Below are 16,577 nucleotides of genomic sequence, written 5' to 3' on the forward strand. Positions count from 1 at the left end.
GTTGTAAGTAAAAAAGATGATAGAGTTTACGCAAATCCTATCATCTTTTTGAAGATTCTAATCAAAACCGTGTTTTTTTATATCTTTGAGAAAAATCAACTTATGTTTAAAATCCTAGCCCGAATCAATAAGCTTATCCTTCTCAGTTTCACAAAAAACGGACTCGATATTGCCAAAGCCAAAAAATGGCAACTAGCAATCCTAGCCTATCGGTATTACGTAACTACAAGAGCATTAGATTGATGAATACAGATTTCAGATTTTGGATTTTAGATTTTGAAAAAAAATAGTTTTTTTTTGATTTTCAGTTTGCGGCATTGCAAAAATTACCTATATTTGCACCCGCAAACAACTTAATAATTGTTTACAAAATGGCCTTGTGGCGCAACTGAATAGCGCACTTGATTACGGCTCAAGAGGTTACTGGTTTGAATCCAGTCAAGGTCACAAAAAAAAAATCCTTAAACACACTGTAAATCAGTAGTTTAAGGATTTTTATTTTAAACAACTTCTATTTTATAATAATTTCCTTTTTAGAATTGACTTTAACGATACAATACGGAGTAGTCAAAGCTTGAATTACCATTCCGTTAGCATCAGGAGTGGTTTCCTTTACAGTAATAATGATGTTCTTATCTGTTTCTACAACAGTCTCAACGCTTATTTGATAGCCTCCAGTTGGCTTTTCTCCCATGTTCAAAACAACAAAATTAGCATTTTGCACATCCGAGGATTGGATTTTATTTTTCAGTTTTTCGTCGTTCTGCAACATAACAATTTCTTTGGGTTCTGACAGAATTTCAAAAAATCGAATATTGGCTCCTCCATCAGATTGTTGGGTCAAAATTTCATATAAATGCTTTTTCCCTATTGGTTTCAAAGAGGAAGAACAAGAAACTAAAACCAAGGTGAGTGATGCTAATAGTACTTTTTTCATAGGTATTTATTTATTGCTTTATGATACAAATCTTCATACAGAGGCAAAATATTTTTGATGTCAAATTGTTTAGCAACCGACAAAGCATTCTTTTTAAATTCAGCCAAAAGAGCATCATCTTTTAGAATTTTTATAGCATTTTTACCCATTTCATCAGTATCACCTACATCGCTCAAATAACCTGAAACTCCTTCAAAATTAACCTCGGACAAGCCTCCTGAATTACTCGAAATTACAGGCACACTCCACGCCATTGCTTCGAGAGCAGCAAGACCAAAACTTTCAGTTTCAGAAGGCAACAAAAACAAATCCGTATAACTCAATATCTTATCAATTTCATTACTATTCCCGAAGAAAATTACTTTATCCTGAATCCCTAATTCATAACAAAGATTTTCTGCTTTTTCCTTTTCAGGTCCATCGCCTACCATCATTAATTTAGCTGGAATTTCTTGTTGAATTTTATAGAATATTTTGATAATATCTGGAATTCGTTTTACTTTTCTAAAATTACTAATGTGTGTAATGATCCTTTCATTTTCGTTAGCCATAATCGAACGACGACAGGAAGTAATGGCTTCGGCTTCATTTTTATCCAATTCGATAAAATTAGGAATGACCTGAATTTCGTTTTTAATATTAAATAATTTCAAAGTATCATCCTTCAAACTTTGTGAAACCGAAGTCACAAAATCTGATTTATTAATACTAAAAGTTACTGCCGATTTATAAAACGGATGACTCCCAACCAAAGTAATATCAGTTCCGTGAAGGGTGGTTATCATAGGTAGATTTATTCCTTCGTCTTTGAGCATTTGCTTTGCCATATAACCCGCATAAGCGTGCGGAATGGCGTAATGAACATGCAATAATTCTATTTTATGTAATTTGACCATATCGACTAATTTGCTTGATAAAGCCAATTCATACGGTTGAAAATGAAACAAAGGATATTCTGGCACGTTGACTTCGTGGTAATGAACATTGGGGTTCAATAATGCCAGACGAACAGGTTGACTATAGGTTATAAAATGAATTTCGTGACCACGTCGAGCCAATTCTAAACCTAACTCTGTAGCCACTACACCACTTCCTCCAAACGTTGGATAACAAACTATTGCTATTTTCATATGTGATTTCTATTGTTTTTTATTGATTATATGTAATTCGCATATTTTCATTCATCCTTAAGACCAATTTTTTGATTATGCTCATTTCATATATGCTTTTTAAGAGGAACGAAATTAAGTAAATTTGAGGCGTATTTTATTAATATTTTGCCAAAAAAATACGGTTTCTAAACAAGTTAGAAACCGTATAAAAAATTTAATTCTCTGGTTTTACAACTTAATTTTCACACCACTATTAACCGTAAAACCTTCAGTATGTGTCCAAATATCGTCAAAAGTAGGATTGTTGTTCGAACCATTGACTACACGTTTATAATTACTTTGACGCGTGTCTGTGAAATTTTCGAAATTTATGAAAAAAGAAAAATGTTTCCATAAGGTCTTTTCTGCCATAAAACCAAATTCCCAAAAAGCTGGAGTATGTTCTCCATTATTCAAAAATTGTTGGTCTGTGAAATAACCTTCTAAACCTAATTTGAAATTATTTTCCTTTTCATAAATCAAAGCTAGATTCAACTTGTTTTTAGGCAACAAAGGCATAATTTGATTTCCTGAACGATATTTTTCTTCGGCATTAGTAAAAGTATAACCCAGAAAAAGCTTGAAATCTTCTTTGAAAATAAATTTAGCATTGGTTTCAAATCCTTTGCTAATAACAGGTTTCGAAGCATTAACAAAAAAAGAATTCACGCCATCATTTTCTAAAACCAACGGTTTATTGATTTGGGTAATAAAAAACATTTGGTTGGCACTAAATAATAAATCTTCAAAAATAAATGATTTGTAATTAAGATCTCCTGTTGCTCCTATACTTTGTTCGGCAATAACATTATTCAATGGCAAAAGATTTTGATACTGGTTTTCTTCGGTTTGTTCAGTAAAAATAGTTGGTGTTTTATACCCTAATCCTCCTCCAATTCTGGATGACCATTTGGAATTGATTAAAAACAATGCCGAAATTTTTGGTAAAAGGAAGGATTGGTTTTTAGAAAAGATACTATTCGAATAGGTTACATTATCAAAACGCAATCCGTTTTCTAATTTTATTTTTTGGGTAACATCCCATGTATGTTGAATATAAATTCCGGTGGTAAAAGATTTAGCATCCAATGTTACAACCTCTTTTTGATTAAAATCATCATACATAATATTAATTCCGCTGATAATAGTTTGATTTTCTTTGTTCCAAACATAAGAAGCATCAGTAAAAACATTCGTGTTGAAACCTGAAAATTGGTAATTCGGAATATTTATCTGTCTGTCAAAAAAGCTCAAACTTTGCTTTAATTTAAAACTGTTTGCATTAGCCATTTTTTTATCCAATTCAAGCGTGGTTGTGTTTCTCATCGTTTGGTTTTCTTCAAAATAAGTATGGTCGGCATTGCTATTACCATCAATTACGTGCATATCACCGCCTTTCATATTTCCTTTGGTAAAACTATTTCCAATCATCAAACTGGTGGTTTCATTGGGATAGTAAAATAAACGCGGATTGATTGTGAAATTATCGGATTTTGGAACTTCTGAAAAATCGTCGTTATCCACATCATACGAATTCTGAAAATTAACCAATCCCAAAATGGCATAACCCCATTTTCCTTTTCGCATAGAGGAATAAGCACCTAAATTAGTTTGTCTAATGTTAGACTGATTCAAAATGAAATTGTGTTCCCCTTTTTCTGTAGGTGTTTTTGAAATAAAATTAATAACTCCGGCAATAGCTCCACCCCCAAAAAGTGTCGATGATGGTCCTTTTATAACTTCGACTTGTTTTAAGTCTAAAGGTGGAATTTCTAAAATACTCAATCCACTGGCGAAATTGCCAAAATTAGGATAACCATCTTTGAGTAATTGGGTATATTTTCCATCTAGTCCTTGAACTCGAATACTGGAATTCCCGCTAGTTGCTGATGTTTGTTGCACTTGTAATCCTGTACTTTCGTGCAAAATCAAACTCACATTGGCTGCTTTCATATTGGTTTTTTCTTCCAATTCTTCAGCATCTATGGATTCAATTCTTGTTGGTGTATTTTTTATGGTTCTGCTTGTTCTAGTGGATTGAATCACGACTTCTTCCAATTCTTCTTCGTTTTGAGGCATGGAATCTTTGGGAATTTCCTGGCTATATAACAAGCCAAAATTAGTTACTGCAACTAGTAACATTAGTATTTTTCGCATTTGTAAATTATTTGAATAAATGAAATAGATTGAAAGATAGAAACAGTGTCTTTTGATTTTACTAAAATAACAAAGTGTCACGTCTCTTCGAGTGATTTTGAATAGTAATTCGAAAGCTTTACTATTCAAAATTATATCGAGAAGCATACAACGTTAAAGTTCTCGATACATTTTATTTAAAAAAGCTAACGCATTTTTTAAATAAAACACTCTAACAGACGTCGTAATAAGATTGTTTATCAGTAAAAATAAAATTTCAACTATAATTGTGGCGGTTGCCAAATACTTCCAAAGTAAGATGAAGTAAGTAGTGATGGATATTCTGAAACTTTTGTGTCAATTGTATTTCTAAAAGAAGAGAAATTATAATGCGTATAATAAACGAAAACGGGACTTCCACAACAGTTGCAAATACAAAAAGGAGAACAAGCATCGGTAGTATCGTGAGAATGTTTATCGGTATTGGAAGTGATTTTTTGTGAAGAATACGATAGATTACTTGCTTCCGTATCTGCACAAGGCATACACGAAAGCACTATTAAATAAATGGAAAATATGCAGTTCATGATTTTCATTACAGATCAAAAGAAACGACTGTGCCAACTGTCCATTGCAGGAACTTCCCAAGATTCGTTGTATTCCTGAACTGTATTCACTAGATTATTGAAAACAATAGTATTTTCTGTAACGGCTTTTTCTTTGGCCATTTTCTTGAAATCAATTAAAGTTTTGTGGGCAATGTGTTCGCCATTTTTGAAGGTAACATTCATTTTATCCAATAAATCAACATTGTATTTTTGCTCTAATTTTTGAATAAACTGTACTGATTTATCGATAGAACATCCTGTTGCAGACTGTACTTCCTGATTAACAGCAATGATAATGAAACGGTTGTATTTCAATTGATACGAAGACTCAAGGCTTACACTGTGTGCTTCCCAAGTTTCTAGAAATGATTTTACATCATTCTCTATTTCTGAAAATTCTTCATCAGAGAATTTTCTGTTGGATTGATAAATCCAAATTTTGGAGTCTTCTGGTAAATTTTCGAAAGGAATATACATACTATTTTAGATTGCAGATTGCAGAGTTTAGATTTCAGATTATCTATAGAACTCTTAATCTCGGATTAATAAATTTTAATTTAGATTTGTGATTACAAATCTTGAGCGTTGGCGATTAATTCAGCTATATCCAACACTTTTACTTCGCCTTCTTTTTCTTTATTTTTGATTCCATCAGTCATCATCGTGTTGCAAAACGGACAGCCTGCAGCAATAATTTCCGGTTGAGTTTCAAGAGCATCTTCTGTTCTTTCGATGTTGACTTCCTTATTTCCTGGTTCGGCATCTTTGAACATTTGTGCGCCACCTGCTCCACAGCATAAACCATTAGAACGGGAACGTTTCATTTCTACTAATTCGGCATCGAGTTTTTGAATTAAATCACGAGGTGCTTCGTAAACATTATTCGCTCTTCCTAAATAACAAGGATCGTGAAATGTGATTCGCTTTCCTTTGAATTGTCCGCCTTCGATGGTTAATCTTCCGTCGTCTAACAAAGATTTTAAAAATTGAGTATGATGTACTACTTCATAATTTCCGCCTAATTCTGGATATTCGTTTTTCAACGTATTGAAACAATGCGGACAAGCAGTAACTATTTTTTTGGCTTCATAAGCATTCAAAACCTCGATATTCATCATCGCCTGCATTTGAAACAAGAACTCGTTTCCTGCTCTTTTTGCTGGATCACCCGTACAACTTTCCTCGGCACCAAGAACAGCAAAAGATACGTTGGCACGATTTAAGATTCGTACAAAGGCTTTGGTTATTTTCTTTGAACGGTCATCAAAACTTCCAGCACAACCCACCCAAAACAACACTTCTGGTTGTTTTCCTTGAGCTAGCATTTCGGCCATTGTTGGTACTATTAAAACTTCTGACATTGTTTTTTGTTTATTTATTGAATCGGTTAATCGGTTAATCGGTTAAACAAATAACCAAATCAACGATTAAACCTCTAATCGTTTTTCCAATTCAATCGGTCCTGTTGGCTATATTGCCATGGCGCACCGTTGTTTTCTATATTGGTCATCATTGCATTTAATGAATTTGGTGCTGCACTTTGCTCCATTACCAAAAAGCGACGCATATCCATAATAATAGAAAGCGGACTGATATTAACTGGACATTCCTCAACGCAAGCGTTACAAGAAGTACAAGCCCACAATTCTTCGGGTGTGATGTAATCGTTTAATAAAGTCTTGTTGTCTGGAACAAAAATGCCTTTATTAGCATCGATATTTTTCCCTACTTCCTCCATTCTATCTCTGGTGTCCATCATAATTTTACGAGGAGATAGCTTTTTTCCAGTTTGATTGGCTGGACAAGACGAGGTACAACGACCACATTCGGTACAGGTATAAGCATTCATTAATTGCACCCAATTCAAATCTTGTATGTCGCTGGCTCCAAATTTGGCTGGAACTACATTTTCATCAAGAGTTGGTGTTGCATAGGGATCAGCATTGGGATCCATCATTAATTTTACTTCGGCAGTTACGGAGGCTAAATTGTCAAATTGTCCTTGTGGATTTAAGTTGGCATAATACGTATTTGGGAATGCCAATAAAATATGAAGGTGTTTAGAAAAATATAAGTAGTTCATATAAAACAAAATACCTGCAATATGCAACCACCAAAAGATTTCATTCAATAAAAAAACTAGTTCATTTGACATTCCATTAAAAACAGGAGCAATAAATTGACTAATTGGAAATGAGCCTGCTTTGATAAAATGAGAATATCCGCCAGAAACGTTTTGCAAATGCAAATCGGAAGCATTCATTAATAGAAATAAAATCATTATCACAATTTCAAAATGCAAGATGTTTTTAGCATCTCTTTTTGGCCAGCCTTTCAAGTCAGAATGAATGAATCTTTTTAATTTAATAATATTTCTTCTTATCAAAAAGACAGACACTGCAACTAAAACTAGCAATGCTAATATTTCGAAAGAGGCAATCAAAACATCATAAGTAGTTCCTAAAAAGGCAAAAATTCGATGCGTTCCGAATAAACCATCGATAATGATTTCTAGTAATTCGATGTTGATGATAATAAAACCTACATAAACAATGATGTGAAGTACTCCCGCAACTGGTCTTTTTACCATTTTGGATTGACCAAGCGCAATCATTGCCATGTTTTTCCAGCGTGCTTTGGGATTGTTTGTACGATTTACGTCTATACCCAAGTTAATGTTTCTGATTATTTTTTTTACATTCAAATAAAAATAACCAAAACCAATAATTAGCAGAATTGCAAATAATATATTATCCAAATAGCTCATAATTGCTAGTTTTTAGCTTTAGTAATACTATCGGTTACAGGAGCAACATAAGGTTTGTTTTTCTTTCCAAAAACAGAAATATTCACGTATCGCGTTGGATTTAATCGAACATCCTCAAGTAATAATTCTAGTTCTTTTGTGGTTTTTTCTAAATTTTTGTAAACCGCTTCGTCTGTCAATAGTTTGCCCATTGTTCCGTTTCCAGACTGAAGATTTGCCATAATTTTATCGACACTAGCTAATGTTTTTTCTAGGTTTTTTGCTGCTTGTCCTAAATTAGCTTTGTTCAAAGAATCGGATATTTTAGAAAAATTGCTAGATACTTTATTAAAATTAGAAACCATTCCTTTGATTTGACCTTTGTTATCGTCTAAAATGGCATTAGCACTTGAGGATGCTTTATGCAACTCTTCCATGGTTTTGCTTAATTCAGCTAAAGTCTTTTTTAAATCTGCTTGTCCTTTGGCATCAAGAATGTTGTTGAATCCAGTGATTAAATTATCAGCACTAACCATTACTTTCTCTAATTTTTGTTGCACAGGAGCAAGTTTAGCTTGTAAAGAATCGGTTAGTCCTGGAACCATTTTTGCGGGTAATCTGTCTCCCGTTTCAATTAGTGTTTTGTCACTCAAATTAGGATAAATGGCAATTTGCTTTCCTGCAATAAAACCAGGCTCGTAAATGGCTGCAACACTTGATTTAGAAATAGGAAAATCAGTTTTTAATAACAATTCAACTAATACTTTTCCGGTGTTATGATTGATTGTTATATTGTTTACAGTACCAACTACCAAACCATTAAGTGTAACTGGTGTAGATTTAGTAACACCTTCAACATTGTCGTATTCTACATAAACAGTTAGATAATCATTAAAAAGTTCCTTGCCTTTAAGAAAACTATATCCCCAAACAAAAAGCAAAATAGAGGTTAGAACTAATATGGCGGTTTTAATTTCTCTTGTTAATTTCAAAATAGTAAGTATAAATTAGTGAGCAAATTTAATGTAAAATAATGGAATTTGCGGTTATTAATTATTTAAGGGCATCTTGGACAGTGATTTTCTCTCCGTTTTTAAAGGCAATTATATAAGCAGATGTATATCCTTTAGATTTTACTTCATCCAATTGTTTTTTTATTTCATCATAATCAGCCGTTTCGCCGTAAGTGTATTTGTAAAGTTTATCTCCAGTTACTATAGCAACATTTTTCAATCCTTTGAAATTACTAGGTTTTAATTCTAATTTTTTAACAGTTGCTGCTAATTGTATTTTGAAAATAACAACTGCAGATCCTTTAACAGTTGTCGTTTTTTTAATTGTATCTTCCTTTGGTTTTACTGGTAGAGCAGAATCTTTTGCAGGTTTTTCGATTATTTTTTGAGAAGGTCTTTCGTTAGTATCTATTTCGCCATTTCCAAAATTTTCGTTTTTATAACTAATAATGGCATCATAAATAGCTTTAGCAATATCATTCTGTCCCTCTTCTGAATCTAAAATAGCGCCTTCTACAGCATTAGAAACAAATCCTGTTTCGATCAAAATTCTAGGCATATACGATTTGTGCAATACCATAAAAGGAGCTTGTTTTACGCCTTCTCCTCTGACTTTTTTACCCAAAGCAGCAAATCTTTCTTGTACTTTACTAGCCAAAGAAATACTATTTTCAAGGTATTCTTCTTGCATTAGAGTCATTCCAGTCAATGATTCAGGTGAATTGGGATTAAAGCCTTCGTATTTTTGTTCGTAATTTTTTTCCAATTTAATAACCGCATTCTCTTTTTTGGCTGCTTCAAGATTAGATGCTAATTTACTCATACCCATTACATAAGTTTCGGTTCCGTCGGCAGTGGTATTTTTGTTAGCATTACAATGTACAGAAACAAAAATATGTGCATCGGCTCTATTGGCAATATTAGCTCTTTCAATTAAGTCAATAAAAACATCCGTTTTGCGGGTATAAATTACATCTATTTTGGGATTTTTTTCTAATAGTTTTCCTAACTTAAGTACAATAGCTAGGTTAATGTTTTTTTCGACATGACCGTTGTAAGTAGCACCAAAATCGTGTGCTCCGTGTCCTGCATCTAAAGTTACTCTAAAAACATTAGACTGTCCATGAGTAGTAAGTGAAACTATTGTTAGAAAAAAAGCAAGTAGAAATTTAATTTTATTTATTGAGTACATAAATTTAAAAGTTAATTTTAATTAAAACACTACGGTTATAAATTTATTAATTGATTATTTTTGGCAAAAAATTATATGTAAGTTTGACACGTGCAAAACAAGCCATATTTCTACAAAAATAGCATTAATACCTTTGAATACAAACTTATTTAATATCGTTTTATTATCAATTTTCCTAACATTAGGTTCTTGCAACCTGTATGCACAAGATATAAAAAATAAAACGAACACGATACCATCACAAAAACCAAAAACCAATACTTCAACAACACCTGATAATAAGGCAACTACCGCCATTATTGCAAAAACAGAAACTGATACTATCAAAAAAGATAGCGTTCAACCAAAAGTATTTCTAGAAGGAAAAGTAAAATACAATGCTGAAGGATATAAAAAAATTCAACAGAAAAAAAAGCTAATCACTTTATACGACAAAGCCGAATTGTATTATCAAGATATTGAGTTAAAATCGGGGATTATCGTAATGAATTATGAAAAAGACGAGGTTTATGCAGGAAGAATAAAAGACTCAACTGGCAAATACACGCAGTTTCCTAATTTCAAACAAGGCGAAAATGTTATCGAACCGGATTCTATTCGCTTTAATTTTAAAACTAAAAAGGCATTAATTTGGAATTCAAGAACCAATCAAGGAGAATTTAACGTTAAAGCTGCTATAACAAAAAAAGAAAATGATTCGGTTTATTTCCTAAAAAATGCTCGTTTTACGACTTCGGAAGATGTAGATAACCCAGAATATTATTTTAGAACCAGTAGAGTAAAATTTGTTCCTGGCAAAAAAGTAGTTACGGGTTTGACCAATCTTGTAATTGTAGGTGTCCCTACTCCCATAGCCTTGCCGTTTGCTTATTTCCCGATGAGTAAAGAAACTAGAGTTTCAGGAATTCTTTTACCTACCTATAACGATTCGAATAACAGAGGATTTTCACTTCAAAATGGTGGTTATTATTTTGCATTGAGCGACAATTATGATTTAACAGTTCTTGGTGATTATTATACTAATGGTAGTTATGCCATGCGCTTTGAATCCAGTTATGCCAAAAGGTATAAATACCGAGGCAACCTTAATTTTAGGTTCGAAAATTTAATTAATAGTGAAAGAGGCTATCCAGATTATTCCAAGCAAAACATCTACAACCTTCAATGGTCGCACTCTAAAGATTCTAAAGGAAGTCCCAATTCCAGTTTTACGGCTTCGGTAAATATGGGAAGTAGCAAATATTTTCAACAATCGATCAATCAGGCCAATATTGGGTCTAACTTAAACAATACTTTAAGCTCATCTGTTTCTTACAGTAAGACTTTCGAAGGAAATGTGAGTTCCAGATTATCTTTATCCGCCACACATTCTCAAAATACCCAAACATCCGAAATCAACATGACATTGCCTGATTTACAATATAGCGTAGATCGTATTTACCCTTTTGTTGGAAAAAATGGCGTTAAGAAAGGAGTATTCAAAAACATCAATTTACTTTATAATTTAGTGGGTAAAAATAGTTTTGTTACCAATGACTCCTTATTCTTTAAACCTCAAATGTTTGATGATGCTAAAATTGGGTTGCAACACAGTATTCCATTAAGCACAAATTTCAAGTTATTCAAATATTTTAGTGGATCAGCTTCTGCAAATTACCAAGAAGTTTGGTACATAAAAACCATTCAAAAAAATTATAATGCTGATCAAGGTCAAGTAGTAACAACAACTGTTAACGGTTTTGATGCTTTTAGAACTTATAATTTTTCTAGTAGTCTAGGAACAACCATTTATGGAACATTTAATTTTGGCGATGACAAGAAAATAAAATCCATTCGTCACGTTATGCGCCCGGCTATTACTTATGGTTACACGCCAAGTTTTGAAAAATATTTTGATACTTATGCCTCTGATGCTAGTGGAAAAATGGCAACATATACCCGATTTGAAAGTGGCATTTTTGGAGCTCCCGGAAATTCTAATTCAAACCGCATTGGTTTTAATATGAGCAATACCTTTGAAGCTAAAGTTACTGATAAAGACAGTACTAAAGTGGAACCAAAAAAAATCATGCTCCTTAATAATTTGAACATATCAACCAATTATGACCTTAACGCAGATGGTGTCAACACCTTGGCTTGGGATCCTGTCAGAGTGAGCGGAGGAACACAGTTTTTTGACAACAAATTGAATATGAATTTTGGTGCTACATTAGACCCTTATGCTATTGATAATGCAGGTAGAAGAATTAATACCTACAATATAAATAATGATGGTAGTTTGTTTAGAATGACAAGTGCTAATCTGACCATGAATTATTCTGTATCTAGTAAAAAAGACGAGAAAGATAAGAAAGATAAAAATACTCAAAGTCAAAGAAATGGAGGGCGAAATGACGATTTGTTTGGTAGAAATACCATTGACCCAACAGGAGGAAAAAGTCAATTTGATGAAGAGGAAGATGAAGGCGAAGATGTAATTACCGAATTTTTTGCCTCAAAATTACCTTGGGATATGACTTTTGCCTATTCATTGACTTATGGAAACAACAATAGAGAAAGTAAAATCATTGGAAATTCAATTATGATTTCTGCCAATACTAGCCTGACTCCAAAATGGAAAGCAGGAGTTTCTACTGGATATGATTTTGTGCAAAACGGAGTAACATACACTCAACTTCGATTTGAAAGAGATTTATTAAGTTGGCGAATGGATTTCAACTGGCAACCTTTCGGAAACAACGCCAACTGGAGTTTCTTCATCGGGATCAAATCAGGTATCTTGAGTGATATTAAATACGACAAACGCAGTGCTTCTAACAGGTAACTTTTGACAATATTATAAAAACATTAAATTTATTATCATGAAGAAAATAATTTTTACCGAAAATGCTCCAGCACCAATTGGGCCATACAATCAAGCGGTACTTAAAGGAAATACTCTTTATACATCTGGACAAATTGCTATCAATCCTGCTAATGGAGAGTTGGTTACAACAAACATCGAAGCTGAAACCAAACAAGTGATGAACAATATGAAAGCAGTGCTAGAAGCTGCAGGAATGACTTTTGAAAACGTAGTCAAATCGACCATATTTATTATGGATATGAATGATTTTGGAACTATCAACACCGTTTATGGGTCTTATTTTAATGAAGAAACAGCTCCAGCTCGCGAAACCGTTCAAGTAGCTGGATTACCAAAAAATGTAAATGTCGAAATTTCGATGATTGCTATACTTTAAAAATCTGAATATTATTTCGCATAAAAAAAGCTCCGTTTTGGAGCTTTTTTAATTTATTCTAAACTCAAAGTAATCTGACCATCATCATCGAGTTGAATATTTCCTTCGTCAATATCCGTATTTCCTTCGACTTCTAAATTTTCTGGAACTACTTCTTCAGGCTCTTCGTAAGGCAGAGGTTCTAACAAATTAACTTGTTTTAACTTTTCCGTTGTCAATTGATTACCGAGTGCTTTAAATCCTTTTACGGCAATAAAATTCTCTATATCTACCGTTTGATTTTCTTTTTGAACTCCTTTCACTTTCGTAAAAACCAATTCAGCAACAGGACGATAATCTGTTGACACAATTTCCATTTGAGATTTAGGATGTTCGGTAATGAAACACTCTTCTTTTCCTTCACTTTCTACCAAGAATCGTTTAATGTAATACCGTTCTTTTTCACCATCATAATAAATGGCAGAGATCGGTTTTTTAGGATGCCATTTCTCCAAAACTACCATATCTTCATCAAAATGTGTAGATAATTCTGGCGTAATCACTTTTAATTTTCCTGATTGTGAGATAATTAAAATCTTATCACTTGGTCTAAATTCTCCTAATAATTCGCCACGAGCATCAGTATTCAATCGTTGAACCGTATCGTCAAACCAGATTTTTCTAGGCAATAAAGTAGATATTCCTTTTTCTTTAATTTCAATTTTCTTGATTGGATATTTACTAACCAAATTTCCTTTCGATGCACGACCTTTTATTGCTATTCCTGCAAAATCGACATCCCATTTCAGTTTTTTAATGCTTCCTATTTGGCGCAAAAGAATGGTTATTACTTCCGCTTCTCCGTTTGGATTATGCGTGAAATATAAAATTTGAGAACCTTTGGTTTCGTTAGTCAAATCGTATAATTTATCACGAGTTACTCCCGAAACATTAAATCGTTTGATATAAGATGGTCCTGATTTTCCATCACGGTAAATCATATTATAAATCGTGCGTTTATCACTTTTGTCAAAAATAGCCACGTGAATGATGTCTTTTCCAACAAATTTCTTTTCATCTACTTTACAAATCATCATACTTCCATCACGAAGAAAAACTATCACGTCGTCAATATCCGAACAATCCGTAACATATTCGTCTTTCTTCAATCCGGTTCCAATGAAGCCTTCTTCCCTATTCACATAGAGTTTTGTATTTCTCAAAGCTACTTTTGTTGCTTCAATATTATCGAAACTGCGCAATTCGGTTTGGCGTTCTCTGCCTTTTCCGTATTTCTCTTTTAACTTGGTAAAATAAGCAATCGCAAAATCGGTTAAGTTGGCCAAATTAAACTCGACTTCCTTCATTTCGTCTTCCAACCTAGCGATTAAATCATCCGCTTTGTCAGAGTCAAAACGCGTAATACGAATCATTGGAATTTGCGTCAATCGTTGCAAATCATCATCATTTATCTCACGAACGAATGATTTTTTGAAAGGCTCAAATCGGTCGTACATATAGTTGTAAAGCGACTCTCTATCTGAATACAATTTGAAATCAATGTACATTTCTTCCCGAATGAAGATTTTTTCTAAAGTAGAAAAATGCCATTTATTTTTCAGTTCCTCTAATTGAATTTCTAATTCTTGTCGAAGCAAATCCACAGTTCTAGCTGTCGAAATTTTCAACATTTCTGAAACACCCACAAACAACGGTTTGTTATCTTCAATTACGCAACCCAATGGTGCCACCGAAGTTTCACAAGCCGTGAAAGCAAACAAAGCATCGATAGTTTTATCAGGTGAAACTCCTGGGAAAAGATGAATTAAAATCTCTACATCAGCAGCCGTATTGTCTTCGATTTTCTTGATTTTGATTTTCCCTTTTTCATTGGCTTTCAAAATACTGTCAATCAAAGTTGTCGTATTGGTCGAAAACGGAATTTGAGTAATCACCAAAGTATTTTTGTCTAATTGAGCAATTTTGGCACGAACACGAACACGTCCGCCACGCATTCCATCATTATAATTGGAAACATCCGCAATTCCCGCTGTCATAAAATCGGGATAAATTGTAAACGGTTTTCCTTTTAATATTTTTATCGAAGCATCAATTAATTCATTGAAATTATGCGGTAAAACTTTGGTCGAAAGTCCAACTGCAATTCCTTCGGCACCTTGAGCTAAAAGCAATGGAAATTTTACGGGAAGATTATTCGGTTCCGCACGACGACCATCATAGGAAACGCCCCAATCGGTAATTTTTGGAGAATACAAGACTTCCAAAGCAAATTTGGACAAACGTGCTTCAATGTATCGAGAAGCTGCTGCACCATCACCCGTGAGGATATTTCCCCAGTTTCCTTGGCAATCAATCAGTAATTCTTTCTGACCGATTTGCACCATCGCATCTCCAATACTCTGATCTCCGTGCGGATGGTATTGCATCGTGTGACCTACAACGTTCGCTACCTTGTTGTAACGACCATCATCCAACTCTTTCAACGAGTGCATAATTCTACGCTGAACCGGTTTAAAACCATCCTCAATAGCAGGAACAGCACGCTCCAAAATCACATACGAAGCATAATCCAAAAACCAATCTTTGTACATTCCTGTAACCTTGGTAATGGTATCTTCGCTGTTTTCTTCGTTCTCGTAGAAATGCTGCATTCCTCCCGAAGTGATTATATCTTCGAATCCTTCTTCGTTCGTGGACTCGTTTAACTCTTCGTTATTCTCGTCTTCGTTTGGAACAATGTTATCTTCTTCTTCGTCTTTCATTTATGCTGAATTTATTTCAGTTTTTTCTTTTATAAAAAGTTTTACCAACTCTTTGTATGTGTTCAATTAAACTTTCAGATTTTAAATCTTTGTAAACTGAAATATCAAATTTGTAGGGAATAAAACTATCGTCTAGTTTATGCCATAATTTATTCAAATCTTCTTTGCTAATATTTCCTTTCAAAGTAACATCGATATCTGAACCTTCCTTAAAATTCCCTTTCGCTCTAGATCCATAAATAATAACTTCATCAATAGAAGAGCAATCTTCAATTATTGATAAAATCTCTTCAAAACTTTTAGGATATAAACCGAACATTAGAGATAACTTTTCATTTTGTTTTCAAAATCAATAAAAACTGGAAAATAATCATTTAAAATGACTTCCAAAATAGCCAAAACTTCATTTTCATCATAAATATGAGAAGTGAGATTTCTACTTTTAATCATATCAAACCAAATATCTCCATTTGAAATAAGTCCAACATTAAAAGCTTCTTTTACTGCATTTTTACTGCCAAACATATCTGTTTTACCTTGTTCTTCCAAGAAATCTTTCATTACTTTCCAAGACAATTCTTGAGACACTTCAAAAGCTTGTATTACACCTTGCAATTCTAATTCTGTGAACTCTCTTTCGTTTTTTAATTCTTTGGCTTTTTTTAATTGTTTAAAAGCTTTTACAAAATGTTCAAATCTTTGTTTCCAACGAATATCTTGATTTTCCATAGACTCTAATTACAAAATTAATTTCATTAAATCTTCCTTACTAGGAAGAACTGTCTTATAT

At 33.3% G+C, this 16,577-nt stretch carries 15 protein-coding genes and 1 tRNA gene; 4 read left to right on the forward strand and 12 right to left on the reverse strand.

Features of this window, described 5'->3' with window-relative positions; genetic code table 11:
- Positions 1-102 precede the first annotated feature (102 nt).
- Positions 103-243: an SsrA-binding protein gene (locus OZP15_RS10705; RefSeq protein ID WP_269225435.1), complete on the forward strand. Its 141-nt coding sequence runs from the start codon at positions 103-105 to the stop codon at positions 241-243.
- Positions 244-373: 130 nt separating this feature from the next.
- A tRNA-Arg gene (locus OZP15_RS10710) sits at positions 374-447 on the forward strand.
- A gap of 64 nt (positions 448-511) precedes the next feature.
- Here the strand turns inward: OZP15_RS10710 and OZP15_RS10715 are convergent.
- The 9 genes from OZP15_RS10715 to OZP15_RS10755 form a co-directional block, all read right to left on the reverse strand.
- On the reverse strand, positions 512-937 hold the full coding sequence (locus OZP15_RS10715) for a protease complex subunit PrcB family protein (protein ID WP_269225436.1): 426 nt from the start codon (positions 935-937) through the stop codon (positions 512-514).
- The gene (bshA, locus tag OZP15_RS10720; protein WP_281336077.1) at positions 934-2,067 is read right to left on the reverse strand and encodes an N-acetyl-alpha-D-glucosaminyl L-malate synthase BshA; all 1,134 of its coding nucleotides are present in this window, start codon (positions 2,065-2,067) and stop codon (positions 934-936) included. The genes OZP15_RS10715 and bshA overlap by 4 nt, the downstream gene beginning before the upstream one ends.
- Before the next feature lie 210 nt (positions 2,068-2,277).
- Complete coding sequence (locus OZP15_RS10725) at positions 2,278-4,245, reverse strand: TonB-dependent receptor plug domain-containing protein (protein ID WP_281336078.1); 1,968 nt, start codon at positions 4,243-4,245, stop codon at positions 2,278-2,280.
- A gap of 260 nt (positions 4,246-4,505) precedes the next feature.
- The gene (locus OZP15_RS10730) at positions 4,506-4,811 is read right to left on the reverse strand and encodes a DUF6660 family protein (RefSeq protein WP_269225441.1); all 306 of its coding nucleotides are present in this window, start codon (positions 4,809-4,811) and stop codon (positions 4,506-4,508) included.
- A 15-nt stretch (positions 4,812-4,826) separates the two neighbouring features.
- The gene (locus OZP15_RS10735) at positions 4,827-5,309 is read right to left on the reverse strand and encodes an ABC transporter ATPase (protein WP_269225442.1); all 483 of its coding nucleotides are present in this window, start codon (positions 5,307-5,309) and stop codon (positions 4,827-4,829) included.
- A 92-nt stretch (positions 5,310-5,401) separates the two neighbouring features.
- Positions 5,402-6,193 (reverse strand): (Fe-S)-binding protein, encoded by a 792-nt coding sequence (locus OZP15_RS10740; RefSeq protein ID WP_269225443.1) that lies wholly within the window; start codon positions 6,191-6,193, stop codon positions 5,402-5,404.
- Positions 6,194-6,267: 74 nt separating this feature from the next.
- Positions 6,268-7,599: a 4Fe-4S dicluster domain-containing protein gene (locus OZP15_RS10745; RefSeq protein WP_281336079.1), complete on the reverse strand. Its 1,332-nt coding sequence runs from the start codon at positions 7,597-7,599 to the stop codon at positions 6,268-6,270.
- A gap of 5 nt (positions 7,600-7,604) precedes the next feature.
- Entirely contained in the window at positions 7,605-8,570 is a 966-nt protein-coding gene (locus OZP15_RS10750; RefSeq protein WP_269225444.1) for an MlaD family protein, read from the reverse strand.
- Between the two features lie 61 nt (positions 8,571-8,631).
- Complete coding sequence (locus OZP15_RS10755) at positions 8,632-9,783, reverse strand: N-acetylmuramoyl-L-alanine amidase family protein (RefSeq protein WP_281336080.1); 1,152 nt, start codon at positions 9,781-9,783, stop codon at positions 8,632-8,634.
- A gap of 133 nt (positions 9,784-9,916) precedes the next feature.
- Here OZP15_RS10755 and OZP15_RS10760 point away from each other — a divergent pair, with 133 nt between their 5' ends.
- Complete coding sequence (locus OZP15_RS10760; RefSeq protein ID WP_281336081.1) at positions 9,917-12,607, forward strand: putative LPS assembly protein LptD; 2,691 nt, start codon at positions 9,917-9,919, stop codon at positions 12,605-12,607.
- Positions 12,608-12,644: 37 nt separating this feature from the next.
- The gene (locus OZP15_RS10765) at positions 12,645-13,025 is read left to right on the forward strand and encodes a RidA family protein (RefSeq protein ID WP_281336082.1); all 381 of its coding nucleotides are present in this window, start codon (positions 12,645-12,647) and stop codon (positions 13,023-13,025) included.
- Between the two features lie 53 nt (positions 13,026-13,078).
- Here the strand turns inward: OZP15_RS10765 and OZP15_RS10770 are convergent, their stop codons facing one another.
- Genes OZP15_RS10770 through OZP15_RS10780 form a run of 3 tightly spaced genes read right to left on the reverse strand, consistent with a single transcriptional unit; the run spans position 13,079 to position 16,516 of the window.
- Positions 13,079-15,787: a DNA gyrase/topoisomerase IV subunit A gene (locus OZP15_RS10770; protein WP_269225446.1), complete on the reverse strand. Its 2,709-nt coding sequence runs from the start codon at positions 15,785-15,787 to the stop codon at positions 13,079-13,081.
- A 16-nt stretch (positions 15,788-15,803) separates the two neighbouring features.
- The gene (locus OZP15_RS10775) at positions 15,804-16,106 is read right to left on the reverse strand and encodes a nucleotidyltransferase family protein (protein ID WP_269225447.1); all 303 of its coding nucleotides are present in this window, start codon (positions 16,104-16,106) and stop codon (positions 15,804-15,806) included.
- Positions 16,106-16,516, reverse strand: coding sequence for a nucleotidyltransferase substrate binding protein (locus tag OZP15_RS10780; RefSeq protein WP_269225448.1), 411 nt, complete (start codon positions 16,514-16,516; stop codon positions 16,106-16,108). The genes OZP15_RS10775 and OZP15_RS10780 overlap by 1 nt, the downstream gene beginning before the upstream one ends.
- Between the last annotated feature and the right edge of the window lie 61 nt (positions 16,517-16,577).

The organism is Flavobacterium eburneipallidum (assembly GCF_027111355.2).
Lineage (GTDB): Bacteria > Bacteroidota > Bacteroidia > Flavobacteriales > Flavobacteriaceae > Flavobacterium > Flavobacterium eburneipallidum.